At 44.3% G+C, this 25709-nt stretch carries 24 protein-coding genes and 1 riboswitch; of the genes, 12 read left to right on the plus strand and 12 right to left on the minus strand.

Annotated elements, in window-relative coordinates; translation table 11 throughout:
* The first annotated feature begins 20 nt into the window (after positions 1-20).
* A complete protein-coding gene (locus tag PQQ36_RS08650; protein ID WP_273660739.1) occupies positions 21-644 on the plus strand; it encodes a YccT family protein in 624 nt (207 codons plus the stop codon).
* A 37-nt stretch (positions 645-681) separates the two neighbouring features.
* On the opposite strand, the gene PQQ36_RS08655 is transcribed toward PQQ36_RS08650, so the two are convergent.
* Complete coding sequence (locus PQQ36_RS08655; protein WP_273660740.1) at positions 682-1386, minus strand: pseudouridine synthase; 705 nt, start codon at positions 1384-1386, stop codon at positions 682-684.
* Positions 1387-1686: 300 nt separating this feature from the next.
* On the opposite strand from PQQ36_RS08655, the gene PQQ36_RS08660 reads away from it, so the two are divergent.
* Positions 1687-3912 carry an NADP-dependent isocitrate dehydrogenase gene (locus tag PQQ36_RS08660; RefSeq protein WP_045596656.1) on the plus strand — a complete coding sequence of 742 codons (2226 nt, stop codon included), beginning with the start codon at positions 1687-1689 and terminating at the stop codon, positions 3910-3912.
* A gap of 86 nt (positions 3913-3998) precedes the next feature.
* Here PQQ36_RS08660 and cspD read toward each other — a convergent pair whose 3' ends face one another.
* Positions 3999-4220 (minus strand): cold shock domain-containing protein CspD, encoded by a 222-nt coding sequence (gene cspD / locus PQQ36_RS08665; RefSeq protein WP_013571399.1) that lies wholly within the window; start codon positions 4218-4220, stop codon positions 3999-4001.
* 540 nt (positions 4221-4760) lie between these two features.
* Between cspD and clpS the strand changes: the two genes are divergently transcribed.
* A complete protein-coding gene (gene clpS / locus PQQ36_RS08670; RefSeq protein ID WP_011080003.1) occupies positions 4761-5081 on the plus strand; it encodes an ATP-dependent Clp protease adapter ClpS in 321 nt (106 codons plus the stop codon).
* 47 nt (positions 5082-5128) lie between these two features.
* Positions 5129-7402 (plus strand): ATP-dependent Clp protease ATP-binding subunit ClpA, encoded by a 2274-nt coding sequence (gene clpA / locus PQQ36_RS08675; RefSeq protein ID WP_072603519.1) that lies wholly within the window; start codon positions 5129-5131, stop codon positions 7400-7402.
* 150 nt (positions 7403-7552) lie between these two features.
* On the opposite strand, the gene infA is transcribed toward clpA, so the two are convergent.
* From infA to aat, 3 genes are all read right to left on the minus strand, one after another.
* On the minus strand, positions 7553-7771 hold the full coding sequence (gene infA / locus PQQ36_RS08680) for a translation initiation factor IF-1 (RefSeq protein ID WP_001040192.1): 219 nt from the start codon (positions 7769-7771) through the stop codon (positions 7553-7555).
* 79 nt (positions 7772-7850) lie between these two features.
* A complete protein-coding gene (locus tag PQQ36_RS08685; protein ID WP_011080005.1) occupies positions 7851-8549 on the minus strand; it encodes an arginyltransferase in 699 nt (232 codons plus the stop codon).
* A complete protein-coding gene (gene aat, locus PQQ36_RS08690) occupies positions 8546-9259 on the minus strand; it encodes a leucyl/phenylalanyl-tRNA--protein transferase (RefSeq protein WP_072603521.1) in 714 nt (237 codons plus the stop codon). The genes PQQ36_RS08685 and aat overlap by 4 nt, the downstream gene beginning before the upstream one ends.
* Before the next feature lie 30 nt (positions 9260-9289).
* Here aat and PQQ36_RS08695 point away from each other — a divergent pair, with 30 nt between their 5' ends.
* Together PQQ36_RS08695 and aroA are read left to right on the plus strand one after the other, a co-directional pair.
* On the plus strand, positions 9290-9751 hold the full coding sequence (locus PQQ36_RS08695; protein ID WP_043921092.1) for a glycine zipper 2TM domain-containing protein: 462 nt from the start codon (positions 9290-9292) through the stop codon (positions 9749-9751).
* Between the two features lie 124 nt (positions 9752-9875).
* Positions 9876-11162, plus strand: coding sequence for a 3-phosphoshikimate 1-carboxyvinyltransferase (gene aroA / locus PQQ36_RS08700; RefSeq protein ID WP_011150810.1), 1287 nt, complete (start codon positions 9876-9878; stop codon positions 11160-11162).
* Positions 11163-11361: 199 nt separating this feature from the next.
* On the opposite strand, the gene PQQ36_RS08705 is transcribed toward aroA, so the two are convergent.
* The gene (locus PQQ36_RS08705) at positions 11362-11610 is read right to left on the minus strand and encodes a YciN family protein (protein WP_072603523.1); all 249 of its coding nucleotides are present in this window, start codon (positions 11608-11610) and stop codon (positions 11362-11364) included.
* A 414-nt stretch (positions 11611-12024) separates the two neighbouring features.
* On the opposite strand from PQQ36_RS08705, the gene topA reads away from it, so the two are divergent.
* From topA to PQQ36_RS08725, 4 genes are all read left to right on the plus strand, one after another.
* Entirely contained in the window at positions 12025-14649 is a 2625-nt protein-coding gene (gene topA, locus PQQ36_RS08710; RefSeq protein ID WP_045596646.1) for a type I DNA topoisomerase, read from the plus strand.
* A 482-nt stretch (positions 14650-15131) separates the two neighbouring features.
* A complete protein-coding gene (glgC, locus tag PQQ36_RS08715; protein ID WP_045596644.1) occupies positions 15132-16349 on the plus strand; it encodes a glucose-1-phosphate adenylyltransferase in 1218 nt (405 codons plus the stop codon).
* Positions 16339-17796 carry a glycogen synthase GlgA gene (glgA, locus tag PQQ36_RS08720; protein WP_155394033.1) on the plus strand — a complete coding sequence of 486 codons (1458 nt, stop codon included), beginning with the start codon at positions 16339-16341 and terminating at the stop codon, positions 17794-17796. The genes glgC and glgA overlap by 11 nt, the downstream gene beginning before the upstream one ends.
* Positions 17797-18050: 254 nt before the next feature.
* Positions 18051-18845, plus strand: coding sequence for an alpha/beta fold hydrolase (locus tag PQQ36_RS08725; RefSeq protein ID WP_017421987.1), 795 nt, complete (start codon positions 18051-18053; stop codon positions 18843-18845).
* 45 nt (positions 18846-18890) lie between these two features.
* On the opposite strand, the gene PQQ36_RS08730 is transcribed toward PQQ36_RS08725, so the two are convergent.
* From PQQ36_RS08730 to torD, 5 genes are all read right to left on the minus strand, one after another.
* Complete coding sequence (locus PQQ36_RS08730; RefSeq protein ID WP_045596640.1) at positions 18891-19199, minus strand: putative signal transducing protein; 309 nt, start codon at positions 19197-19199, stop codon at positions 18891-18893.
* Positions 19200-19212: 13 nt separating this feature from the next.
* Positions 19213-19890, minus strand: coding sequence for a TVP38/TMEM64 family protein (locus tag PQQ36_RS08735; RefSeq protein WP_011080015.1), 678 nt, complete (start codon positions 19888-19890; stop codon positions 19213-19215).
* A gap of 124 nt (positions 19891-20014) precedes the next feature.
* On the minus strand, positions 20015-20608 hold the full coding sequence (locus tag PQQ36_RS08740; RefSeq protein ID WP_011080016.1) for a TfoX/Sxy family DNA transformation protein: 594 nt from the start codon (positions 20606-20608) through the stop codon (positions 20015-20017).
* 115 nt (positions 20609-20723) lie between these two features.
* A riboswitch (cyclic di-GMP riboswitch) is annotated at positions 20724-20812 on the minus strand.
* A 196-nt stretch (positions 20813-21008) separates the two neighbouring features.
* Positions 21009-22013, minus strand: a complete 1005-nt coding sequence (gene purR, locus PQQ36_RS08745; protein WP_039554244.1) for an HTH-type transcriptional repressor PurR — start codon at positions 22011-22013, stop codon at positions 21009-21011.
* 310 nt (positions 22014-22323) lie between these two features.
* Positions 22324-22971: a molecular chaperone TorD gene (torD, locus tag PQQ36_RS08750; RefSeq protein ID WP_080933890.1), complete on the minus strand. Its 648-nt coding sequence runs from the start codon at positions 22969-22971 to the stop codon at positions 22324-22326.
* 235 nt (positions 22972-23206) lie between these two features.
* Between torD and torR the strand changes: the two genes are divergently transcribed.
* Entirely contained in the window at positions 23207-23920 is a 714-nt protein-coding gene (gene torR / locus PQQ36_RS08755) for a two-component system response regulator TorR (protein WP_011080019.1), read from the plus strand.
* A gap of 80 nt (positions 23921-24000) precedes the next feature.
* Here the strand turns inward: torR and elyC are convergent, their stop codons facing one another.
* Positions 24001-24801 carry an envelope biogenesis factor ElyC gene (elyC, locus tag PQQ36_RS08760; RefSeq protein WP_011080020.1) on the minus strand — a complete coding sequence of 267 codons (801 nt, stop codon included), beginning with the start codon at positions 24799-24801 and terminating at the stop codon, positions 24001-24003.
* A gap of 97 nt (positions 24802-24898) precedes the next feature.
* Between elyC and cmoM the strand changes: the two genes are divergently transcribed.
* Positions 24899-25708 (plus strand): tRNA uridine 5-oxyacetic acid(34) methyltransferase CmoM, encoded by an 810-nt coding sequence (gene cmoM / locus PQQ36_RS08765; protein WP_045621559.1) that lies wholly within the window; start codon positions 24899-24901, stop codon positions 25706-25708.
* Position 25709: the final 1 nt, after the last annotated feature.

Here is a 25709-nt window from a genome sequence, read left to right on the forward strand (position 1 = left end):
TGTAATAACCGGAGATAGTTATGCTTAGAGTACTAGGTTTAGCAGGCATGCTGATGTCGTTCAATATTCACGCAGCGATGATCTCGCCAGTTTCTGGAGTGAAGATTCTATTTGCTAATGGAACGGAAGTGGATGAGCCTTTAGAGCCGATGGAAGTGGATGCCAAAAGCGCTCAACTTGTTGTTCGCTATGCAGCAGAGCTTGGCTCAGGTAGTAACCAAAAGGTTTTTGACTCCGCTCCTTTCGTCATAACCATTGACAATCTCAGTGAAGATATCAAGTTGTATCCACCGAAAGTATTTAGTTATGAGCAAGCAAATCGTGAGTTCAACACATCACCTAAATGGCGCATTGAAGGCGTAAGTGGTAAAGAAATTTCCTACAGCCAAGAAAAGCTAAAAGGGAATGAAGGATTTATGCCGTACTATGGCATGGAAGCTCTAATCGCCAAGCACAATGAAGAGCGAGGAATCGTATTTTCAGCAGGGGTTGTAAAAGCAGAGGTAGTAACAATGGATAAGATGGTCGAAAAGCCCGCTACCACTAAAAATGCAGATGCATTAGTCCAACTCCAACACTGGTATAAACAAGCATCGACTGAAGAGCGCAAAGCTTTCCGCAAGTGGATGGTGGATCAAGAGTAATCGTATTTACGTTACTGCTTAAGTTAGGGCATTAGCCCTAACTTGGTAAGGAAATTTCCTTCCACTCGCCGGGTTGAAGATCTTGTAACGTCATTCCTCCCATCGAGTAACGTACTAGCCTTAAAGTCGGGAAGCCAATATGGGCCGTCATGCGTCGCACTTGACGATTTCTTCCTTCAATAATCGTAATGGCTAGCCAAGTGGTGGGGATTGCAGCACGAAATCGGACAGGGGGATTTCTTTCCCACAACTGAGGATCTTGGATAATCTCCACTTTAGCGGGTAACGTCAGCCCATCTTTCAGCTTAACACCACGGCGAAGAGGTTCGAGTTGTGCCTCGGTCGGAGCGCCTTCTACTTGTACCCAATAGGTTTTAGGCGATTTGGATTTTGGCTGAGTCAGTTTGGCTTGCAGTATGCCATCATTGGTTAACACCATCAGGCCTTCACTGTCACGATCTAATCTTCCCGCAGCGTATACTTCTTTGACAGGAATGAAGTCTGCTAACGTTTTTCTACCTTCACCATCGGTAAATTGGCTGAGCGTGTCATATGGCTTATTGAAGATAATGAGTTTACGCTCTGCCAACGACAAAGATTTTTTGCTCTGTTCATTGTTCTTCCGCTTTACACTATGTCTTTTTGGCGAGCCAACAGATTGAGCTTGTCCGCTTTGTTTAAATCGCTTGGTCGCTTTTTGCTTGTTCGAGCGTGGAGAAGTGCTGCTAGAACGGAATGACATGTTAAGTACCTTGCAAAAATGTAAATGAAGTGTGTGTATAAGTTTTAACTTTCGACGGAATCGGATATGATCTGCGCGCCTTATACTAACAATAGCGCACAGAATAATAGACTATTTTGCGTAATTTGTTTAATTATAAACGTGCACTCATGGATTTAGAGAAACTAACTCAAAGAGTAACAACAAAGAGTGCCAAACGGCGGTTTGCACTAGGGGAGATACTGATACTCAGTGAAAGTGCAAAGCGCGTCAATTCCACTCATCTCAGCTTGCTGAGGTGTTAAAAAATAGGGAAATTTCATGCCTACAGAAAAACCTACAATTATTTACACCATTACTGATGAAGCACCAGCGCTAGCAACGTACTCATTGCTGCCGATTATTCAATCTTTCACTGCTTCTTCAGGCATTAACGTTGAAACTCGCGACATTTCTCTAGCAGGGCGTATTATCGCCAACTTCCCAGAGCACCTAAAAGAAGAACAACGTATTGGCGACGCGCTTGCAGAACTTGGTGAGCTGGCTCAGACGCCAGAAGCGAACATCATCAAGCTGCCAAATATTTCAGCATCAATTCCTCAGTTGAAAGCAGCGATTAAAGAGCTTCAAGACAAAGGCTATGATCTGCCAAATTACCCAGAAGAGCCGAGCACTTATGAAGAAGAAGCAATTAAGGCGACTTATGATAAGATTAAAGGCAGTGCGGTAAACCCTGTACTTCGTGAAGGTAACTCGGATCGTCGTGCGCCGCTGTCAGTGAAGAACTATGCAAAGAAAAACCCGCATTCAATGGGGGCTTGGAGCTCAGATTCGAAGTCTCACGTCTCGAGCATGACGGAAAAAGATTTCTTTGGCAGTGAAAAGTCCGTGACAGTAAACGGTGCAACAAATGTGCAAATTGAATTTGTTGCTGAAGATGGTTCTAAGAAAGTCCTAAAGAAAGCATTTGCACTGCAAGATAAAGAGATCATCGACTCTGCCGTTCTAAACAAAAATGCACTTGTTGCGTTTTTCGAGAAAGAAATTGCAGAAGCTAAGCAACAAGATGTTTTGCTTTCGCTTCATATGAAGGCAACCATGATGAAGGTGTCAGATCCTGTCATTTTTGGTCATGCGGTCAAAGTTTACTATAAAGACGTTTTTGCTAAATACGGCGATCTTTTCGCTAAGTTGGGTGTTGATGTAAACAACGGACTTGGTGATGTATACGCGAAAATTGCAGCCTTGCCACAAGCACAAAAAGAAGAGATTGAAGCTGCAATTGCTGCGGTTTACGAATCTCAACCAGCGTTAGCAATGGTCGACTCTGACCGTGGTATTACCAACCTGCATGTACCGAGTGATGTGATCGTTGATGCATCTATGCCTGCAATGCTGCGTGCCTCTGGCCAAATGTGGGGTCCTGATGGCAAGCAAAAAGACACCAAAGCACTGATTCCAGATCGTTGCTATGCTGGCGTCTATCAAGCCGTTATCGATTTCTGTAAAGAGCATGGTGCATTTGATCCGACAACAATGGGCAGTGTACCAAACGTTGGTTTGATGGCACAAAAAGCAGAAGAGTACGGCTCACACGACAAGACCTTTATCCTCGATGCCGCAGGCACTGTTAAAGTCGTTACAACAGACGGCACTGTTCTGCTTGAACAAGCAGTCGAAGAAGGTGATATCTTCCGTATGTGCCAAGTTAAAGACGCTCCAATTCAAGATTGGGTGAAACTGGCTGTCACGCGCGCAAGAGCAAGTGGTGCTCCTGCGGTATTCTGGTTAGACGAAAATCGAGCTCACGACGCCGAGCTTATTAAGAAAGTGAATGCCTACTTACCGAATTATGATACAGCAGGTTTAGACATTAAGATCTTAGCACCGGTAGATGCGTGTAAGTTCTCACTAGAGCGTATCAAAGCAGGTCAAGACACCATTTCTGTGACTGGTAACGTACTACGTGACTACTTAACCGATTTGTTCCCAATTCTAGAATTAGGTACATCGGCAAAAATGCTCTCTATCGTTCCACTGATGAACGGTGGCGGCCTATTTGAAACCGGAGCTGGCGGTTCTGCACCTAAGCACGTACAGCAAGTTCAGAAAGAAAACCATCTTCGTTGGGATTCACTCGGTGAATTTTTGGCGTTAGCGGCTTCACTGGAACATTTAAGCGTGGTGTCTGGAAACGCTAAAGCAAAAGTACTGGCTGATGCATTAGACGCTGCGACAGGCGAGTTTTTGGATACAAACAAGTCTCCGTCTCGTAAAGTGGGTGAGTTAGACAACCGCGGTAGCCATTACTACTTGGCTGCGTACTGGGCGAAAGCGTTGGCAGAGCAAACCGCAGACGCTGAATTGGCGGCTGAATTTGCTCCAATTGCAAAAGCACTTGCGGAGCAAGAGGCAGTTATTGTCGCTGAGTTAAATGGTGCGCAAGGTGCACCAGGTGATCTTGGCGGTTATTACCTATTTGACGATGCTAAAACCTCGGCTCTGATGCGACCAAGTCAATCCTTAAACCAAGTGATTGAAGCTTAATGCAAAAAACAAAACCCGCCGAAAGGCGGGTTTTTCAATAAGAGCTAAAGCGTTGCTTAAAAGTGAATTTTGTCGCAATACCAGTCTTACTTCGTTGCTTGTACTTCGAGTGGAACGACGCTGCTAGCGTGACACCCTTTCGGACCTTTCTCAATCTCATACGTGACTTGTTGGCCCGCTTTCAGTGTACGATAACCGTCCATCTGAATCGTTGAGTAGTGGGCGAAGATGTCGCCTTCCTCTTGATCTGAACAGATAAAACCAAATCCTTTGGCGTTATTGAACCACTTTACTGTACCTGTAGCCATGCTATACATCCCTCATGCATTTTGTTACTGATGTTGTTAGCCAATCTTTAGCCTGTGTAACAGACTGATGGCAAATTTGCTTTTAAGCTAAATTTAAGAATTTCGTGTGATGGATTTTTGGCAGTTAAACTTTTTTGCAAGTTTCGCGTTTTGCGAAGCGAAGCACTAAGTGAAGAAAAATTCATCAACACCAACCAATGTAGTCAATGATTTTGGCTAGTCAATAGTAAAAATGTATTAATAACAACATAATCGCAAACAGATCACTTTTGGGTTTAACATTTTTGCAAAAGTTTCTTTGTTGAGTGATTGAGCTTTTCCCTAAAATGAGTTGACGTCTGATGGCAAAAGCATCAAACAGTTGCAGATAAATAGCCTTGTCTCATCTTTTTATTTGCAGCCTGCTGTGGCGTGAATTAGTCTCTAAGTAAGGGAAATTACACGCGAAGGCTAACTGACTACACCGAGCTTGGTGCTTATGGTAAAGTGTTTGCAGGTATCTGACTCTTTGTTGAAAGTCCCAAGTGTTTAATAGAAGCCATGAGTAAAAATTTTGAATGGATCACTCCAGATTCGGATTTACTGGAGAAAGAAATAACCCAGATTCAACCGCCCAAGAAGTACAACGTGGTGCTAAACAACGATGATTACACCCCGATGGATTTCGTGATTGATGTTCTTGAGCGTTTTTTTTCGCATGATTTAGATAAAGCTACGCAGATCATGTTGAAAGTTCACTACGAAGGGAAAGCAATTTGTGGCACGTATAGTGCAGAGATTGCTGAAACGAAAGTAGCGCAGGTAACGATGTATTCAAGGGAAAATGAACATCCGTTGCTGTGTACGATGGAGCAAGCGTAAAGATAAGACTTGCTCGAGCAACCAAGTTGTTCTCACAGGAGGTACTTATGCTTAATAAAGAATTAGAGTCGAGCCTGAATGGCGCTTTCGCTCGTGCTCGTGACAAACGACATGAGTTCATGACTGTTGAACACCTCCTACTCGCATTGTTGGAAAACAATGCTGCGAAGGAAGCTCTTTTGGCGTGCAAAGCCGATCTCAATGCTCTGCGATATGAACTGGATGTGTTCATTGATCAGACAACTCCTCTTATTCCAGACAATGATGAAACTCGAGAAACTCAACCTACATTGAGCTTTCAGCGAGTGCTTCAACGAGCTGTGTTTCATGTTCAGTCTTCCGGTCGCAGTGAAGTAACTGGCGCAAATGTGCTGGTTGCTATCTTTAGTGAACAAGAATCGCACGCGGCTTATCTATTGAAGAAAAATGATATTTCACGATTGGATATCGTGAATTACATTTCTCACGGTATCACGAAAGCATCTGGCGCGAGTGATGACTCTTCTTCGTCAGATTCCTTCGGCAGCGATGCGAGTAGTGAAGAGAATAGCTCAGAAGAACGCTTAGAAAGTTTTGCTACCAACCTCAATCAAGTTGCGAAAGATGGCCATATTGACCCTCTCATTGGCCGAGATAAAGAGTTGGAACGTACGATCCAAGTACTTTGTCGTCGCCGCAAAAACAACCCACTTCTCGTTGGTGAAGCGGGGGTTGGTAAGACAGCCATTGCAGAAGGATTGGCGTGGAGAATTGTCGAGGGCTCGGTACCAGACGTTATTAAAGACAGCGTCATCTATTCCCTAGATATTGGCTCATTGCTGGCGGGAACCAAATACCGTGGCGATTTCGAGAAGCGTTTTAAGACCATTCTTAAGCAATTAGAGAAAGAAAAAGACGCCATCTTATTTATTGATGAAATTCACACCATCATTGGTGCTGGCGCGGCTTCTGGTGGCCAGGTTGATGCCGCAAACTTGATTAAACCGTTATTAAGTGGCGGAAAGCTACGCTGTATCGGTTCTACTACCTATCAAGAATACAGCAACATTTTTGAGAAAGAGCGTGCTTTGTCGCGCCGTTTCCAAAAAATCGACGTTGTAGAGCCTTCGCTAGATGATACAACGAAGATTTTGATGGGGTTGAAATCTAAATACGAAGCGCACCATGATGTCCGCTATACCAACAAAGCGCTGAGAGCTGCGGTTGAACTCTCTGCGAAGTACATTAATGAACGTCATTTGCCGGATAAAGCGATCGACGTGATTGATGAAGCGGGTGCACGTAGTCGCCTGACGCCAGCGAGTCGTCGTAAGAAAACGGTTGGTGTGGCAGATATTGAAGCCATGGTAGCTAAAATGGCTCGTATCCCAGAAAAATCGGTATCCTCTTCGGATAAAGATATTCTCAAGAGCCTTGATGACAAGATGAAAATGTTGGTGTTTGGGCAAGATGCGGCGATTGACGTACTTTGTGAAGCCATCAAGCTCAGCCGTGCGGGATTAGGCGCAGAAAACAAACCTGTGGGCTCTTTCTTGTTTGCTGGCCCTACTGGTGTTGGTAAAACTGAGGTCACCGTTCAGCTGTCGAAGCTACTTGGGATTGAGTTATTACGCTTTGATATGTCCGAGTATGGTGAGAGACATTCAGTGAGCCGTTTGATTGGTGCGCCTCCAGGTTATGTTGGCTACGATCAAGGTGGTTTGCTCACGGATGCGGTGATCAAACATCCTCATGCCGTTGTGCTGCTGGATGAAATTGAAAAAGCGCACCCAGATATCTTCAACCTACTGTTGCAGGTGATGGATAACGGCACGCTTACCGATAACAATGGTCGTAAAGCGGATTTCCGTAATGTCATCTTAGTCATGACCACCAATGCTGGTGTCGCAGAGACTGAGAAGAAATCGATTGGTTTGATTCAGCAGGATCATAGCCATGATGCGATGGCGGAAATTAAGAAAGTCTTCACTCCAGAGTTTCGCAATCGTCTCGATAACATCATTTGGTTTAATAGCCTTAATGAAGCGATTATTCATCAGGTGGTGGACAAGTTTATCGTTGAGCTACAAGTGCAGTTGGACGCGCGTGGCGTTTCTTTGGAAGTGTCTGAAGATGCTCGTCACTGGTTGGCAAACAAAGGTTACGATAAAGCTATGGGTGCCCGACCAATGAGCCGAGTTATTCAAGATAAACTGAAAAAACCGTTGGCAAATGAACTGCTGTTTGGTTCGTTAATTGATGGCGGTACGGTGAAAGTAACGTTAGAGAAAGATGATTTGAATTTTGAGTATCTGACAACGCGTGAAGAAGCGGTTCATTAAAAGTAAATAATAAAGCGAGCTAAGGCTCGCTTTATTATTGATAGCTTACAAAAGCGCGCGACTTAGGTGCTTCTGTAAGCGACATGATTCTAGTCAAACAAAAAGCGGAGCATAGCGCTCCGCTTTTTGTTTGACTGCGATAATCAGAGATTAACGAGCACGGAAGACGATGCGGCCTTTCGATAGGTCGTATGGAGTCATCTCTACAGTTACTTTGTCACCCGTTAGAATACGGATGTAGTTTTTACGCATTTTGCCTGAAATGTGCGCAGTTACAACGTGGCCGTTTTCAAGCTCAACGCGGAACATAGTGTTTGGTAGAGTATCAAGAACAGTGCCTTGCATCTCAATTACGTCTTCTTTAGCCATTTAATCCTCTTAGAAACTTGGCGAATCTTGACGGTTACATAAGCCGTCAAAATGTAAAAAAGTAAAGTTGGGGCGTATTCTACCCTTGCCAACGCTGATTTACTAGTTTTTGGTGGCGATGAAAGCGAACTTTATAGTTCATCGCTGGGCACTCGTCAATCTGATAGCCCAAATAGAGCCACTGCTTTTTCTCTTCTTGACAGAATTCCAATTGAAATAACACGGCCAGTGTCCCCAAAGATAGCTCATGTTCTGGTTCGAAAAAGGTGTAAAAAGCACTGGCGCAATGATCCATGATGTCTGTCACTGCGACAGCGATTAAGCGTTGTCCTTCATAAATGTGGAGAAACTGCGTGGTTAGCCATTGATTACGAGAAAAGTGAGCAAAGTCATCTTTTTTCGGGGGATACATGGTTCCGTTACGATGTCGAGCAACAATGTATCGACTGTAGAGATCGAACCAGTTTTCATCCATATTCCGCTTCATCGACCAGCTAAGGGAGCGTGCTTTGGCCAGCAAACGCTTTTGGCTGCGTGAAAGTTCAATGTCGGGTACTGATATGCGAATGGGTTGGCATGAGTGGCAGCTATCGCAATGAGGCTTGTATATGGTATTGCCACTGCGACGAAATCCATTGGCTAACAGAACTTCATAATTGTCAGCCGTGTGCATATCCGCCTCAAGTGCCACAGCGACTCGTTCTTTTCTCTCGGGCAAATAACTGCAAGGGTGATTGTCTGTGAGCCCTATTTTAATTTGATGGATATCTGAACTCATGCATTGTGCCTCTTCAACCATTGGGGTGAGAAACAACCCGACGTTACTCTCTGTTGTTTTAAGCATAGCAGCCGTTGGAGAAATTCCTCTCTCGGCAACGTAAAAGCCCCCAATGAGTGCAAATGAGAATTCATCACCTGGCAATCGATCAGCTTGCCACCATGCTCGCTGAAATGACGGCAAAAATACCATAATGCAACTTTAGATGCGTTGGTTTCGAGGCTAAACATCGATTCGCCACAAAACAATTCTCCTATGCTAAGGCCATAGAAACCGCCAATGAGTCTTTGATCTTGCCAAACCTCAACCGAGTGACAGACACCTTGCAAAGCTAATGAGGTGTAGGCCGCTTGCATCTCATCATTTAACCAAGTTTCTTCCGCTGGTCGTGTGTTGCCACATAGCTTAATGACTTCTGGCGTCGCATGATTAATGCTGACTTGGTATTGAGCCTTTCTCTGGAACTTTTTAAGGCTTTTAGCGGGTAAGAAGGTGTTTGGATCAAAAACGGCTCGCGTTGATGGACTCCACCACAAAATCGGCTCTCCCGGCCCGTACCACGGGAAAATACCATGGTGATATGCTGCGATCAGTCTTTCTGGAGTGAGGTCACCACCAAAGGCCAATAAGCCATTTGGATCGGCTAATGCCTTTTCTGCAGGAGGAAAGTCTAAACTTTTACTATCAAGTTCTGTCAGATAGATCGCCATGTGAGAATATCTATAGTCCGGTTTGAGGAGATGTTTATGAAAAAATGGTTGTATTGCCTGCTGTTTATGTCGTTTCTCGTGCACGCAAACTATGAGAGGAATGTAGCAAAGCCAGTGAATAAAGTCATTTATGGCGAAGTGGAATCGGTTCGATACATTTCTCAACAGGAGATTATGCGATCTCAAGCCGAAGGATGGAAAACATTACTTGGTGCCACGATAGGTGGTTTAGTTGGAAATCAGTTTGGAGGAGGGACAGGAAAAGAGGTCGCAACAGCCATTGGCGCAGTAGCGGGCGCTGTCATAGTACAAAACCAAGGTCAAAGTGAATACCGCATTGAATATCAACTGGTTGAACTGTTGATTGAGACTGAAAAAGGGCAGTTGATTAATGTTATTCAGGATGTTGATAAGAATATGTTATTCAACCGTGCGGATAAGGTTCGGATACTTTATTTTGATGATGGAGTTAGGGTTGATTTAGCACTTTAGATTTGAGTAATTATTCACTCATTTACACTGGTTTTATCGGTTCTTTTTCGTTAGTCTGAAGTCACGAAGAATAAGTTGAAGTCCCCATTTTAAGGAAAACGGGACTCAAGGATTAACTCAATTAATGGAAAGCCTTACGTTACAACCGATTAAAAAAGTCAATGGTGAAGTGAACCTGCCTGGTTCAAAAAGTGTTTCTAACCGCGCCCTGTTATTGGCTGCCCTTGCTAAAGGCACAACTCGACTCACTAACTTGTTAGATAGTGATGATATCCGTCATATGCTGAATGCGCTAACGAAGCTTGGCGTGCATTATGAGCTCTCTGCCGACAAAACCGTTTGTGTTGTGGAAGGCTTAGGCCGTCCGTTTACAGCAACTGAGGCTCAGGAGCTGTTTTTAGGCAACGCCGGTACAGCGATGCGCCCACTTGCCGCAGCGCTTTGTTTGGGCAAAGGGGAGTTTGTACTGACGGGCGAACCTAGAATGAAAGAGCGCCCTATTGGGCACTTAGTGGATGCCTTAAGAGAAGCGGGTGCTCAAATCGAGTATCTTGAAAACGAAAACTACCCACCGTTGAAAATCAACGCAACAGGCTTACAGGCGGGAACTGTCAATATTGACGGCTCTATTTCTAGCCAATTCTTGACTGCATTTTTGATGGCGGCGCCGTTAGCACAAGGTGAAGTGAAAATTCATATTGTCGGTGAACTCGTTTCAAAACCTTACATCGATATTACACTGCACATCATGAAGCAATTTGGTGTGGATGTGGTCAACAATGCCTACCAAGAATTTATTATTCCAGCGGGTCAAAGTTATGTTTCGCCTGGGCAATTCTTGGTGGAAGGTGATGCCTCGTCTGCGTCTTACTTTCTTGCTGCTGCCGCAATTAAAGGTGGCGAGATCAAGGTAACAGGAATCGGCAAAAATAGTATTCAGGGAGACATCCATTTTGCTGATGCTCTTGAGAAAATGGGGGCCGAAATTGAGTGGGGAGAAGACTACGTCATCTCTCGCGTTGGTCGCCTAAAAGGCATCGACATGGATTACAACCATATCCCTGACGCGGCAATGACCATTGCTACCACGGCTCTTTTTGCCCAAGGCACAACAGCCATTCGCAACGTGTACAACTGGCGTGTGAAAGAAACCGATCGATTATCTGCAATGGCAACGGAGTTACGTAAAGTGGGCGCGGAAGTGGAAGAGGGTGAGGATTATCTGATCGTTAATCCGCCACAACAACTCACGCATGCCGCCATTGACACTTATGATGATCATCGTATCGCGATGTGTTTTTCCTTGGTAGCGCTGAGCGACACTCCTGTGACGATTAACGATCCGAAGTGCACGTCAAAAACATTTCCGGATTACTTTGACAAGCTGGCTTCACTGAGTGAGTTAGCGTAAGAATAAAAGCCTTGGTGAAATGCCAAGGCTTTCTTTTCTCCGTTCAACGTGAAGTTCTTGCGGTGTTGGCTACGCACGCTTGTTGGAACGTTAGTCAGAGTTGGTACATAGTAAATCTATGCTGATGGAGATTTACTCGCTTGCCGGCTAACTTCAACGCCAACTCGTTTATGGAAATGTTGGCGTATCAGTGGGGAGATTATTTGTTGAGAGTAAACTCTTTCGACAAATGGTGTGCGAGATACTTAAACATGTTGAAAACCGACGTGGTATTGGCTGTTGGTAGTCCGTCATGGTCTAAGAAATATTCACCTTTAAACACCAGTACGCCATCTTTTTCGTCGACGCTGGTTGCTCTCATTCCCTCTATGTAATCGTCATGCTCTTGGATGATGTGGTTGGCAATTAATAGCAGTTCAAATTCAGAAATGGATTTCTTATCACTCATTTTCTTAGTGCCTTTACTATGATTTACGAGCGATAGTCTAGAGTCTTGACGGGCGAATTCAATCGCTATTAAAGAATTCGAGACAAAAAGCAGACGGTTGCTTGATGCTGATCAGTAAACGTTTTGTGACATGCAACAGAAAAATTAGGTTTTTATTAGCAACAAAATTCATCCGTTGCTTAGTATACGGCGGTCTACAGTTTCCGCATTTTGTCGACATGAGCAAAAATCGTTGTCTATTGTTTAGCGATGAATTGTCGAGCAAACAAATTCGAAATGTAAAAAAGCAGTTGATCTTCTTTTCATCTCGCACAATAGTAAAAAAAGAAGCAATGAAATAGTACAACGTACCGATTACTTTTCTCGTGAAAACGAAAAGTAATGTGATCATTTTTTAAGGACGTTAGAGTCAATATGGGTAAATCGCTCGTTATAGTGGAGTCGCCAGCTAAGGCTAAAACGATCAATAAGTATCTTGGAAAAGACTTTGTGGTTAAGTCGAGTGTTGGCCATGTACGCGACTTGCCTACAGCAGGTCAGAGTACAGGCGAAAAAGCGGCTGCCATTTCTACTAAGGGTATGAGCGTAGAAGAAAAGGCTCGTATCAAGCAAGAGAAAGATCGTAATGCACTGATCAAGAAAATGGGTATAGACCCATATCATGATTGGGCTGCAAATTATCAAATTCTGCCAGGCAAAGAAAAAGTTGTCAGCGAATTACAAAAGCTAGCTAAAGACGCAGATTTTGTTTATCTCGCAACCGATTTGGACCGCGAGGGGGAAGCTATTGCGTGGCACCTTCGTGAGATCATCGGTGGCGATGAAACACGCTATAAACGAGTCGTTTTTAACGAAATTACTAAGAATGCGATTCAGCAAGCATTCCAAAAACCTGGCCATCTCAATATGGATGGGGTTAACGCACAACAAGCGCGTCGATTTATGGACCGCGTTGTGGGCTTTATGGTGTCCCCATTACTGTGGAAGAAAGTGGCTCGCGGCTTGTCTGCAGGTCGTGTGCAGTCGGTCGCTGTGAAGCTTTTGGTAGAACGTGAACGAGAGATCAAAGCGTTTGTACCAGAAGAATTTTGGGACATTCACGCCAACACACTGACGCAAGAAACGATGCCATTTAAGCTTTTGGTTGCTCAAAAGTCTGGTGATGCTTTCCGCCCAGTCAATGAAGCGGAAACCAAAGCAGCACTGGCGGTTCTGCAAAAAGCACAGTTTGAAGTTTGTAAGCGTGAAGACCGTCCTACTAAGAGCAAACCTTCAGCACCGTTCATTACCTCAACGCTACAGCAAGCTGCCAGTACACGTTTAGGTTACGGCGTTAAGAAAACCATGATGTTGGCTCAGCGTCTGTACGAAGCCGGTTACATCACCTATATGCGTACTGACTCGACCAACTTAAGCCAAGAAGCGGTAGAAGCAGTTCGTGGGTACATCAGTGATGAATTTGGCTCTCGCTACTTGCCAAAAGCACCATTGGTTTATGGTAGCAAGCAAGGGGCACAAGAAGCACACGAAGCGATTCGTCCTTCAGATGTCAACGTCAAAGCAGATGCTCTAGAGGGTGTTGACGCTGACGCACACAAACTTTATGCCTTGATTTGGAATCAGTTTGTCGCCTGTCAAATGACTGAAGCTGAGTACGACTCAACGACGGTGAGCGTTAAAGCCGCAGAATATACCTTGAAAGCAAAAGGTCGCATTCTGAAATTTGATGGTTGGACTCGCGTGCAGCGCCCACTGGGCAAAAATGAAGATACGATCCTTCCAGCGGTTCAAGTGGGCGATAAGCTAAACCTTGAGTCCTTAGAGCCGAAACAGCACTTTACCAAGCCGCCGGCTCGTTTTACCGAAGCCGCTTTGGTTAAAGAGTTAGAGAAGCGCGGCATTGGTCGTCCTTCAACTTATGCCTCCATTATCTCGACTATTCAAGACCGTGGTTACGTAAAAGTGGACCAGCGTCGTTTCTACGCCGAGAAAATGGGTGAAATCGTGACTGACCGTCTTGATGACAGTTTCAACGATCTGATGAACTACGACTTTACTGCTCGTATGGAAGAGAAGCTGGATAAAATCGCCGAAGGCGATGTTAACTGGAAAGACGTTCTGAATCAGTTCTTTGCAGACTTCACCACAGATCTTGGCCGCGCCGAAGAAGACGAAGCACATGGCGGTATGAAGCCAAATCATATTGTTATGACGGATATTCAATGTCCGACCTGTTCGCGTCCAATGGGCATTCGTACTGCGTCTACTGGGGTTTTCCTTGGCTGTTCTGGTTACGCATTGCCAGTGAAAGAACGTTGTAAGACGACCATTAATCTTGGTGATGAAGAAGGCATCATCAACGTTCTTGAAGAAGACGTTGAAACTGCTGCGCTTCGAGCAAAGAAACGTTGTCCTATCTGTGAAACCGCGATGGATGCATACCTGATCGATGATAAACGCAAGATGCACGTATGTGGTAACAATCCAAACTGTGAAGGTTACTTAGTCGAGCATGGTGAGTTTAAAGTCAAAGGTTATGACGGCCCTGTGGTTGAGTGTGACAAGTGTGGCAGTGACATGGTGCTCAAAAACGGTCGCTTTGGTAAATACATGGATTGCACAAGTGAGACCTGCAAGAACACGCGTAAGATCCTGAAAAACGGTGAAGTAGCGCCACCAAAAGAAGATCCTGTGCATTTCCCTGAATTGCCATGCAGCAACTCAGATGCGTACTTTGTGCTTCGTGATGGTGCCGCTGGCTTATTCCTTGCCGCGAGTAATTTCCCGAAATCTAGAGAAACGCGTGTGCCGTTGGTTTCTGAGCTGGCTCGATTTGCTGAGCGTCTGCCAGAGAAATACAAACACCTTGCACAAGCGCCGACGCAAGATCCTGATGGGGTCGAGGCGGTTGTTCGTTTTAGCCGCAAAACCAAAGAAAACTATGTACGCACTGAAGTCGATGGAAAACCGACCGGTTGGACAGCGCTCTATGTTGATGGTAAATGGGAAGTGACGGATAAGCGCAAAAACGCGAAATAACCGAGTTTGATGAAGCAGCCAACATTGGCTGCTTTTTTTATCTCTATCACTCACCAATTGGCTCTGCTTGTCTCCCATGACGAGTGCTGGTGACACAGGCGATATCTATGAGATCTCTTTGTCATCGCTCTTTCATATGTCTGACTTATTCTGTTCACATGCGCTTAAGAATGTGCGTGTCGGAAATGTGTAACGCAGCTGTTCGGGATATGTAAATAAACACCTGTTTGAGTGTGACTTAGGTAACGACTTCCCAACGCAACAAATGCATGCAGCACACAATACCCTATTTGAAATTGTAATTTGTTGGAAGTGCGATAACTTATACGAAACTTGTGCAATATTAATGTAATGCCTTGATCAACAATGATTCGGCTTAAAGAATTCAAGGTTTTGCACAAGGGATAACAATTTGAGCTCAGTGTCCCCCCACATAGTGAACTCACTGAGTCTTCTAGCTATAACGAAATGGAGAACAACGAATGGCTGGTGTTTTGGGAATGATTCTTGCTGGCGGTGAAGGTTCAAGGCTACGTCCTTTGACGGAATCTCGTAGTAAACCTGCGGTGCCTTTCGGCGGTAGTTACCGCTTAATCGACTTCGCGTTAAACAACTTTGTGAATGCTGACTTGATGCGTATTTACGTATTAACGCAGTTTAAATCTCAATCTCTGTTCCATCATATGAAAAAAGGGTGGAACATCAACGGTATTACTGATCGTTTTATTGATCCCATTCCCGCACAGATGCGCACTGGCAAACGTTGGTATGAAGGTACTGCCGACGCTATCTACCAAAACCTACGTTTTATGGAGCTGTCTGAACCAGAACAAGTGTGTATCTTTGGTTCGGATCATATTTACAAGATGGACATTAAGCAGATGCTTAGTTTCCACAAAGAGAAACAGGCCGCATTAACCGTTTCTGCTTTAAGAATGCCATTATCAGAAGCGTCGCAGTTTGGTGTGATTGAAGTCGATGCAGAAGGGCGTATGGTGGGCTTTGAAGAGAAGCCTAAAGCGCCAAAATCGATTCCGGGTGATCCAGACTTTGCCTTGGTTTCAATGGGTAACTATATCTTTGAAGCGGATGTATTGTTTGCCGAGCTGATCGAAGATGCGGACAATGAAAATTCATCTCACGATTTTGGTAAGGATATTATTCCAAAAATGTTCCCACGTGGTGATGTGTTTGTTTATGACTTTAGTCTGAACCGCATTTCTGGAGAAAAAGAGCAAGTCTATTGGCGTGATGTCGGCACGATAGATGCGTACTGGCAGGCGCATATGGATCTGCTGAAGAAAGATGCACCTTTCTCGCTATACAACCGCAAATGGCCGCTGCACACCTATCAGCCTCCGTTGCCTCCAGCGACGTTTACCGACTCAGATAACGGGCGTGTACAGATTATTGATAGCCTAGTCTGCAATGGCAGCTACGTACGTGGTTCACGTATCGAAAAGTCTGTGCTAGGTTTCCGTAGTAATATCGCATCAGCCTGCGATATTAGCGAGTCTATTTTATTGGGTGATGTCAAAGTTGGGGAAGGCTGCGTGTTACGCCGTGTTATTGTTGACAAGGACGTAGATATCGCGCCTGGAACGCAAATTGGTGTGAATTTGCAGGAAGATAAGAAAATCTTCCATGTCTCTGATGACGGTATCGTTGTTATTCCAAAAGGAGCAAGAGTTGGCTACTAACCCTTTGTCGATTCTGTTTGTAGCATCGGAAGTCGAAGGTTTGATCAAAAGTGGTGGCTTGGCGGATGTTGCCAAGGCACTGCCTGAAGCTTTAGTGAACCTTCAGCATGATGCGAGAATTGCCATTCCGGCTTATACCGCAATTCCAGATGTGTGTGATGATGAAGTCATCCTCGATACACATCTAGAAACCTGGCCACATACTCATTATCAAGTCAAAAAACGTTTCTTAGGTGACAATCCTGTCTACTTAATTGCGTGTGGGCATTATTTTGACCGTCCGTCGATGTACGCTGAGAATAATCAGGCGTATACCGATAACGGTGAGCGCTTTGCTTTTTTTAGTGCTGCTTGTTTGGATATGTTACCAAAGATTGGTTTCCAGCCTGACATCGTGCATGCCAATGATTGGCATACAGGCTTAGTGCCATTTTTGCTTAAGCACCGTTACGGTCAAGATCCGTTTTTTGCACAAACAAAGAGTATTTTGTCTATCCATAATGCGGTCTTTAAAGGTGTCTTTCACTATGATGAGATGCAATGTTTGCCTGAATTTCATTGCCGAAATGTACCCGATGCTGCTGTCAGCTCTACGCATATGACGATGCTGAAAGCTGGGGTTATGAATGCGGATAAAATCAACGCAGTGAGCCCAACTTATGCAGAGGAACTGAAAACTGAACTTGGCAGTCACGGAATGGCTTGGGAGTTTCAGCAACGCGCGGGTGATCTCGTCGGGATTCTAAACGGCTGCGATTATTCTGCATGGCATCCAGATACTGACAGCTATTTACCCATCAACTACAAAGCAACTAAGCAGAGCATGGTGAGAGGGAAAAATGGCTGTAAACGTGCGCTTCAAGAGCAAGTCGGCCTACCTATAAAGGACGTCGCTATGTTTGGTATGGTGTGTCGCTTGACGCATCAGAAAGGGGTGCATTACCTATTGCCAGTATTAACTGAGTTCCTGAAGTTGGATGTTCAGTTGGTTTTGGTTGGGACCGGTGATCCGTTGCTTGCTGCGCAATTACGTGATGTTGCAGCACAGTTTGGTGAAAAGTTTGTCTTTGTTGAAGCTTATAACAATCAACTCGCACACTTAGTTGAAGCTGCATCCGATTTCTTTTTAATGCCTTCAGAGTTTGAGCCTTGTGGCTTAAACCAAATCTATAGCATGGCGTATGGCTCCTTGCCGATCGTGAGAGGCGTTGGGGGTCTAAAAGACAGTGTATGTGATTACGATGTGAATCCAGAGACTGCGACAGGATTTGTGTTCTATGAGCCCACAGCGCAAGCGTTGTTGATTACCATGCAAAGAGCGTTGTTACTGTATGCACAGAACCTAACAGAGCTTCGACGAGTTCAGCTGTACGCGATGGAACGAGATTTTTGCTGGAGCAAGGCAGCAGAGCAATATGTGGAGTTGTATCGTTCTGCGCTAAAATAGAGTAAAAGTTCTGAAATATGAATGGAAAGGCACTGATTATGGTGCCTTTTTACGTTTTTTAACCGAACTCAAATAGAATTTGAATTGATATGTGGTAGGATTCTTGCCTCCCATTCTTACTATGGTGATTCATTAACTATCCTTGTGGCTGAAGTCCCCATTTCGATTGGATTGTTCTTTGATACATCACCATTGCAAGTGGGTCAGCTATACTGTTTAAACCTTTTAGTTTTCTCTTTTTTTGGCGTTGTTTTATGGCTCAAGCGTTACTATTTCACAAAACTTATCTCCATCCTACCAGCCAAGAGTGGGTGGTTTTTGTGCATGGTGCGGGTGGCAGTTCGTCCATCTGGTTTAAGCAAATTAAAGCGTACAAGCAGCATTTCAATTTGTTATTGGTTGACTTACGTGGGCACGGTAAATCCAATCAACTATTAAAAGAGTTGATCAGTAACCGCTATACCTTTGGGGCGGTGACGCAAGATATCCTTAAGGTGCTTGATCATCTTAAAATTCACTCCGCACATTTCGTTGGGATGTCTCTAGGGACGATCATTGTCCGAAATCTAGCGGAACTGGCGGGGGAAAGGGTTAAATCCATGGTGCTTGGTGGTGCGGTAACGCGTCTCGATGCGCGCTCTCGTATCTTGGTCTCTCTAGGTAACTTTGGCAAGCATGTGCTGCCCTATATGTGGTTGTACAAGCTGTTTGCCTACATTGTGATGCCGCAAAAAAATCAGCAGGAATCACGTCATCTCTTTATCCGTGAAGCGAAGAAGCTGTGTCAAAAAGAGTTTAAGCGCTGGTTTATACTCGCGGCAGAGGTCAATCCATTGATGCGTTATTTCAAAGAGCGTGAATTGCCAATCCCAACGCTATATTTGATGGGAGAGCGTGATTATATGTTTATTAAACCCGTCAAAGAGATGGTTGCGGCTCACACCCAGAGTGAGTTGCTAGAGATAAAAAACTGTGGCCATGTGTGCAATGTGGAAAAGCCCGACGAGTTTAACCAGCATTCGATCGATTTTATCCAACGCCAAATCTAATAAAACAAGAGGAAGGCTAGTGCCTTCCTCTGTCAATTGTGCTCATTACTCAAGCACTTGCCCACAATACCAGCAAGCTCCAAATTGACCTTCTATTTCTTCTCCGCACTGTGGGCATTGCCAATTTTGATGTGCTACTTGCTGCTCACGATAGCTGTCTAATATCGCTTTAGCAAAATCGACTTTCTCAGGTTCTAATAGCCAAATGTATGGATTGGTATCCTCAGTTGCTGGTAACTCACCTCTCAAGCCAAATAAACCCTCACCTCGAACCTCACATTGTACCGCTTCATTCATCAGTAACTGGCACACGATATGCGCTTCTATAGGAGTGTTGGCGGTGAATATCTTCATAAGTGAATTCCTTTTATGAAGAGAGTTGAGGTCTAAATTTACTCATGATCCATTTTACAGCGATAGGAAAGACACCCAGTAACGCAAATGAGGCTAATACTGTTGGTGAAAGTATCCCCGACAACGAGTTGATGTCGGCCAATTGTGTCCCCGCATTTAGGTAAACAGCCGTGCCAGGTAGCATGCCGATCTGGCTAGTAAGATAGTAACGACCAATGGAAATTGGTGTTAAACCCATCAGCAAGTTAATAAGGAAAAATGGGAAGACTGGGATCAGGCGTAACGAAAATAGATAAAAGGCGCCATCCTTTTCAACGCCTTGGTTGATCGCGCTAAGTTTGTCTCCAAAACGTGCCTGCACCCAATCTTTTAGTAGGTAGCGACTACTCAAAAATGCGATGGTTGCTCCAATGGTGCTGGCAAATGAGACAAGCAGTAGGCTATACCAAAAACCAAACAGAGCAGCGCCCAATAGTGTGACGACGGTTGCTCCTGGTACTGAAAAGGCGGTAAGACCAACGTAAATGACAAAATAGCTTATTGAAGCAAACAGAAAGTTTTCTTCAATAAAACTGTTCAGGGCAAGTTGTTGTGCTTTAGCGTTGTCGAGTGTGAGGTATTGACTAAAATTAACCGCCAATAAAATAATGGTCGCGATAAGCAAGATTCCGAATACGAGTTTTTTGTTCATTCAATTTTTCTCCAGATAGCTTGGTTATCAGACCTGATTGAGACAGAAAATCTTTCAAACGATATAAAAAAACCACATCATTTTGATGTGGTTTTAATCTATAAGAAATAATAAACGTGCTTGTCTACAAAGACAATTTATTCACTAATTCGTCTCGACGTTGCTGAGGAATCACACTCCAGTGCGTACCATTGATGGCTCCCTCTAACGCCCAAAGCAGCTCTAAGCTCACGGCACCACTGTGGGTGTTTTTAATCGCTTCGTATGCACGAACCGCGCCTTGAGACTCCAACTGCTCGACTGTTTCTATTCCCGCCTTTTTAAGCATTCGTTCGGTGGCTAAACGCAGGTTAGGCAGGTCTTTTAATCGTTCAGGTTTTGCTGTTGCTTGCTGTTGTTTATCGTTATTAGCACTGGCCAATGCACGTTTGGCTACGTTGAGTAGTGCATTTTGGTCTTGCCATAGCGCGTCTGAAATCGCGTAGTACTTAGTGACAACAGGGAAACCACGCTTAGTATAAACGTATGGTTTGAGTCCTTGCTTTTCAAAAAGTAATGTTGATTTTTGATCTGCGCGAATATGAAGCTGGTCTTTCACCACAAGTGCGAACATGGTCTCATCTGCAAAAAGGCCGAATCCGCCAAACATTGAGCGAGATTTTATCGCACCAAGTTGCTCAAAAAGCTTCATTGAATCTTTGAGTATCGGTTTATCCATGATGTGTTATCTCGGTGTAATTACTATTACGCCACCAAATCAGGTCCGAGAGATTAGCAAACCAATGCAAATACAATGTCATTAATGGGTAAACTTGTTGTTATGCATTTTTGCCATCGGTAACCCCGCTACCTACCAAAAAACGTCTGGTTTAGGCCGGAGGCTTTGCGTCCCACTTTTTCAAATGGTTTGCCCTGTGCGTGACTCTAGAAGGATACGATTTCTATTGAAGTAACATCACATTTTCAAATAAAAAATGTGACATTGGTTCAGATAATAGTTGCAGTTAAGTGAATGAATGCTCGATTTTAAGAACTTAACAGAATTTGACTTAACAAATCACTTACTAAGAATGAAAAAAAAGCATCCAGATTTGGATGCTTTAGAATATTAGTCTTAACTAATTGATTTTTTTGACGGTATCACGAACCACTAACTCGGGATGCATTTCAAACACGCGTTTGTCATGCTCTTTGTCCTTAATGCGTTCGAGAAGGATCTCAAATGCATTTTTACCAACACGGCGTTTTGGCTGGTGGATGGTTGTTAGCGGTGGTGAGAAGTATTCCGCCAACTCAATATTATCGTAGCCGATAACAGAGATGTCTTCAGGAATGCGAAGGCCTAACTGCTGAAGGCGGCTCATCAAACCCAGTGCCATGGTGTCGTTGAAGCAGAAGACCGCAGTTGGGCGATCTTGCCATGACGCGATCTTGTCAGCAGCCATCACAGCCGTGTCACATTCAAAGTTTCCTTCAAGGATCCACTCGTTGTTAACGGTAATATTGGCTTCCTTCATCGCACGTTTAAAGCCTTGGATGCGCTCTTGGCACGCGGCTTTTTCAAAGTGGCCACTCAAACACGCGATTTTTGTATGGCCGTTATCAATCAGGTACTTAGTGGCCAAGTAGCCACCTTCTTCTGAGTTATCGATAATTTTATCGGCTTGTGAGCTGATTGGACCCCAGTCCATAATCACTTTAGGAATATCTGCATGCTTATCAAGCATTTCTCGGAGCTCTTCGGTGAGGTCAGAACACATCACCAAAATGCCATCTACGCGCTTTTCCGCAAGCATACGAATGTAGTCACGTTGCTTCTCGTAGATACCGCCCGTATTACAAAGAATTAGCGTATAGCCTTGGCGGTAACAGTAGCTTTCTACGCCATCAATTACTTCAGAAAAGAACAAATTGGTCGACTGTGTGACCAGCATACCAATAGTACGAGTGGTGTTGCACTTTAGGCTACGCGCTACTGCGCTCGGTGCGTAGTTGAGCTCGTCAACCGCTTTCATGACTTTTTCTTGAGTGGCTTCTGCAACAAAACGCGTTTTGTTGATTACGTGCGACACTGTGGTCGTGGATACTCCAGCGAGACGCGCGACATCTTTAATTGTGGCCATAGGTATTGTCCTGTCTAAGGTTGCATTTTGAATCTACGATTCTTTGTTGCAACACAGTTTGCTACCTTTCTCCGAATTCGCTTTGTAAGGAAGACACACTAGAAAAGCAGCAGCTTAGCTTTAAATAAACACAAAAACCGCTGTATTTCAGCGGTTTGCATTAAAATCATATTTTATCGATTGCGGTCTCAATTTTAGACCGAGACGGCAAGAGTGGCAACCTACTCAAACGGCGAATAGTGTATCCGCGTTCACACTTTAGTGGTTAAAGTGTAACCGAGTGTTTGCTCTATTGATAAGGGCGTAATTATTATCCAACTAAATAGTCGCTGTCCAGCATACAAAACGCAACAAGTAGTTTTATTGCACTGTTATAGAAACCAAACTCATCATATTCTGCTGCTCGTTGAGAGAAGCTAGGTAACCAAGAGAGCAACATTTCTTGAATAAATGCGTTTTGCTCAATGAAGGCTTCTTCCATGTGGCGATCTTGTTCAAGCTCATTTGAGCGAATGATAAGGTTGCCAAGAAAGTCGAGCATGATAGCTAAGTGATCGGCCGGTTCATTCAGTTGTTGATTGACCTGCACACCATGTTTTTTCAGCCAAGTGTCCATTTTTTGTGCTGGTTCGCCATTGAGTAGGCCATCTTTTGTTAGATAAATAGATGCGTATGGAAGTGCGCCGTGTTTTGCGGTTTTCAAAAATAGGTCACAAAAATCTGCCGCTAATTCCAATTGCGCATCTTGACGGTCAACAAGACGATTGAGTGCATCGACGAAGGCGTTAACGGATGGTCTCAGTGCATCGTTTTCAGCCAATCCAGTTAAAAACGCTCTAATTTCCATGCTTTGATATTTATCGAGCTCTTCCTGTGTCAGCTCTTTGGCAAATAAGCTCGAAAGCCACCAATATATTTCCGCACGTTTTTCATTAAAGGCTTTTATCTCTTGCATCATTTATCGCTCCTAAATCAATCTCCTATAAGTGTAACCAAAAAAAATGAATAACAATAACGCCTATTGTTAAGAAAAATATAAATATATTTGAGCTTGTTAATGGCTTGATATTAAGCTTGTTTTGAATCAATAAAAATCAAGATACTTGCATTTCAAACGAAGTATGACTAGAAATGTTACTAGTTATGAATAGAATATCTGCCCGTGTAGACAGAAATGACATGAAGTGGTGTAAATGAGCTATCACGTATTAGTCGTAGAAGATGATGTAGTGACTCGCAGTAAACTTGCGGGTTATTTTCAAAAAGAAGGTTACACAGTAAGTGAAGCGGAAAGTGGTGCCGAGATGCGTCATATTTTGCAAAATAGCTGCGTTGATTTGGTGATGTTAGACATTAACTTACCAGGTGAAGACGGCTTGATGCTGACCCGTGAACTACGCAGCCAATCGGACATTGGCATTATTTTGGTAACCGGACGCACGGATAGCATAGATAAAATTGTTGGTTTGGAGATGGGGGCAGACGACTACGTCACCAAACCATTTGAGTTACGTGAACTGCTGGTTCGAGTGAAAAACTTGTTGTGGCGGATTTCGCTTGCGCGCAGTGGTGGTTCAAAACATCAAGACGCGGAAAACGAAGACCATATTGTCCGTTTTGGTGACTGGACCTTCGATATTCATCGTCGAGCGTTGAGCCACAATGGTGAGCCAGTGAAGTTGACCAAGGCAGAATATGAGCTGCTGGTGGCGCTTTCGTCTTACCCAAATCAGGTACTAAGCCGTGAACGCATTCTCAACATGATCAGCCATCGTGTTGACGCGCCAAACGACAGAACGATTGATGTTTTGATTCGTCGCATGAGAGCAAAAATGGAGTTTGATCCTAAGAACCCACAAATTTTTGTGACCGTACACGGTGAAGGCTACATGTTTGCAGGCGACTAGGCGTGGCTTAGAAAGCCAAAATTAACAAACAAAAAAAGAGCGGATTAAGCTCTTTTTTTGTTTCTGCAGATCATGATTCATCATTTTGATGCGCGATTCTCTGCCATGATTTGTTCGTCAGTAAGAAGCAAATCTCGCATGCCTTGCCATAGCTGGCCGAGGGTTTCGTACCAGTAGCGCTCAGTTTGCTCGAGGTAGATGGCTTTAGGGGCATATCTATCCCAGGCTTGAGAGATGTTCTTTTGCGCAAGGTAGTTTGTTGGCGCAGGTAACGGTGTTATGCCAGCGTCATGAAACTCTTTCATTGCACGTGCCATGTGACTGGCAGAAGTAACCAAAACCAGCTGTTTCTGACGCACAAATGCCGCTGCTTGTCTCGCCTCTTCCCAAGTATCTTTGGCATCTTCAAGAAGAATAATGTCTGATTTCGCGACACCCAAAGCCAAAGCCACGTTTGCCATCATGCGCGCATGGCTGGTTTCTGAGCCGCCCGCATAGCCAGACAGAATCAACTTTGAGCCCGGATACATCTTTAAAATACGAATCCCTTCCGTCAAACGCATCAACGAAGCACGGCTTAACTCAGACGTAGGGGGGATTTGATCATCCACCACATGGCCATTGCCCAATACCATGACGTAATCGACGGTTTGTACTTCGGGTAGAAATACAGAGTATTGCCTTTCTAATGGCATTAATAACTTGCTGGCAACGGGTTGGAAAGAAACCAAGAATATCCCCAAAAAGGAGAATAATATGATGAAACACCCCGTTTTTTGTCTGGTGCTAAACATAATCAGCATCAGACCAGCTAAGCCTATTAAAAGTAGTGCTGGCAAAGGCATTAACAGTGCCGAGAGCACTTTTTTCAGCTCAAACATACAGAAATAGTCCGAAAAAACATCACTTGATAATAAAAATAAGAGAATGCCTCTTTATATCTGCTTTCCTTATGACAGAATAGCAGCACGATTAGATATGATAACTCAAGCTGCTGTGAACCAAGACCGTAATTTCGACGATATTGCCCACAAATTTGCAAAAAATATTTACGGGTCAGACAAAGGCGAGATTCGCCAAGTGATTGTTTGGGAAGATCTTCAACAATTGTTAGCCACCTTTGGCGAGGCCAAACAGCCTCTAACCGTATTGGATGCGGGGGGCGGGTTGGCACAAATGTCACAAAAGCTTGCCAAACTCGGACATCACATTGCCTTATGTGATCTATCTTCTGAAATGCTGCAATTAGCAGAGCAGGATATTGCAAAAAATGGCTTGCTTGAGCAGTATCGGCTGATCCATTCTCCGGTACAGAAGATTGGTGAGCACCTAGCAGAGCCCGTCGATGTGGTGATGTTTCATGCCGTGATGGAATGGTTGGCGGATCCAAAATCCGCGTTGGAAACGGTATTAGAACAAGTCGCACCGGGTGGCGCCGCGTCTATTATGTTCTACAACCACCATGGCTTGGTTTATAAGAATGTGGTTTGTGGCAATATCCCACATATTCTTGAGGGTATGCCTCATCGCAAGCGCTTTAAGCTGCAACCGCAAAAAGGCCTAGAACCTCAATCTGTTTATCAGTGGATTGAAGACGCAGGTTTTGAAATTTATGGAAAATCCGGTATTCGCTGTTTCAGTGATTATATAGGGAACAGACAGAATATGGGTGATTACCAGTATGAGGATGTGCTCGAGTTGGAACGACGTCTGTGTCGCCAAGAGCCTTACCTCTCGCTGGGCCGATACATTCATGTGTGGGCTAAGAAGAAAGATAAACAGGAATAAC

The organism is Vibrio sp. CCUG 15886, assembly GCF_028570825.1.
In the GTDB taxonomy this organism is placed as follows: domain Bacteria; phylum Pseudomonadota; class Gammaproteobacteria; order Enterobacterales; family Vibrionaceae; genus Vibrio; species Vibrio vulnificus_B.

Excerpts from the sequence above, each read along its gene's own strand:
- PQQ36_RS08650 (WP_273660739.1), top strand. The coding sequence starts at position 21 with ATGCTTAGAGTACTAGGTTTAGCAGGCATGCTGATGTCGTTCAATATT.
- PQQ36_RS08655 (WP_273660740.1), bottom strand. The coding sequence starts at position 1,386 with ATGTCATTCCGTTCTAGCAGCACTTCTCCACGCTCGAACAAGCAAAAA.
- PQQ36_RS08660 (WP_045596656.1), top strand. The coding sequence starts at position 1,687 with ATGCCTACAGAAAAACCTACAATTATTTACACCATTACTGATGAAGCA.
- cspD (WP_013571399.1), bottom strand. The coding sequence starts at position 4,220 with ATGGCTACAGGTACAGTAAAGTGGTTCAATAACGCCAAAGGATTTGGT.
- clpS (WP_011080003.1), top strand. The coding sequence starts at position 4,761 with ATGAGTAAAAATTTTGAATGGATCACTCCAGATTCGGATTTACTGGAG.
- clpA (WP_072603519.1), top strand. The coding sequence starts at position 5,129 with ATGCTTAATAAAGAATTAGAGTCGAGCCTGAATGGCGCTTTCGCTCGT.
- infA (WP_001040192.1), bottom strand. The coding sequence starts at position 7,771 with ATGGCTAAAGAAGACGTAATTGAGATGCAAGGCACTGTTCTTGATACT.
- PQQ36_RS08685 (WP_011080005.1), bottom strand. The coding sequence starts at position 8,549 with ATGAGTTCAGATATCCATCAAATTAAAATAGGGCTCACAGACAATCAC.
- aat (WP_072603521.1), bottom strand. The coding sequence starts at position 9,259 with ATGGCGATCTATCTGACAGAACTTGATAGTAAAAGTTTAGACTTTCCT.
- PQQ36_RS08695 (WP_043921092.1), top strand. The coding sequence starts at position 9,290 with ATGTTTATGAAAAAATGGTTGTATTGCCTGCTGTTTATGTCGTTTCTC.
- aroA (WP_011150810.1), top strand. The coding sequence starts at position 9,876 with ATGGAAAGCCTTACGTTACAACCGATTAAAAAAGTCAATGGTGAAGTG.
- PQQ36_RS08705 (WP_072603523.1), bottom strand. The coding sequence starts at position 11,610 with ATGAGTGATAAGAAATCCATTTCTGAATTTGAACTGCTATTAATTGCC.
- topA (WP_045596646.1), top strand. The coding sequence starts at position 12,025 with ATGGGTAAATCGCTCGTTATAGTGGAGTCGCCAGCTAAGGCTAAAACG.
- glgC (WP_045596644.1), top strand. The coding sequence starts at position 15,132 with ATGGCTGGTGTTTTGGGAATGATTCTTGCTGGCGGTGAAGGTTCAAGG.
- PQQ36_RS08725 (WP_017421987.1), top strand. The coding sequence starts at position 18,051 with ATGGCTCAAGCGTTACTATTTCACAAAACTTATCTCCATCCTACCAGC.
- PQQ36_RS08730 (WP_045596640.1), bottom strand. The coding sequence starts at position 19,199 with ATGAAGATATTCACCGCCAACACTCCTATAGAAGCGCATATCGTGTGC.
- PQQ36_RS08735 (WP_011080015.1), bottom strand. The coding sequence starts at position 19,890 with ATGAACAAAAAACTCGTATTCGGAATCTTGCTTATCGCGACCATTATT.
- PQQ36_RS08740 (WP_011080016.1), bottom strand. The coding sequence starts at position 20,608 with ATGGATAAACCGATACTCAAAGATTCAATGAAGCTTTTTGAGCAACTT.
- purR (WP_039554244.1), bottom strand. The coding sequence starts at position 22,013 with ATGGCCACAATTAAAGATGTCGCGCGTCTCGCTGGAGTATCCACGACC.
- torD (WP_080933890.1), bottom strand. The coding sequence starts at position 22,971 with ATGATGCAAGAGATAAAAGCCTTTAATGAAAAACGTGCGGAAATATAT.
- torR (WP_011080019.1), top strand. The coding sequence starts at position 23,207 with ATGAGCTATCACGTATTAGTCGTAGAAGATGATGTAGTGACTCGCAGT.
- elyC (WP_011080020.1), bottom strand. The coding sequence starts at position 24,801 with ATGTTTGAGCTGAAAAAAGTGCTCTCGGCACTGTTAATGCCTTTGCCA.
- cmoM (WP_045621559.1), top strand. The coding sequence starts at position 24,899 with ATGATAACTCAAGCTGCTGTGAACCAAGACCGTAATTTCGACGATATT.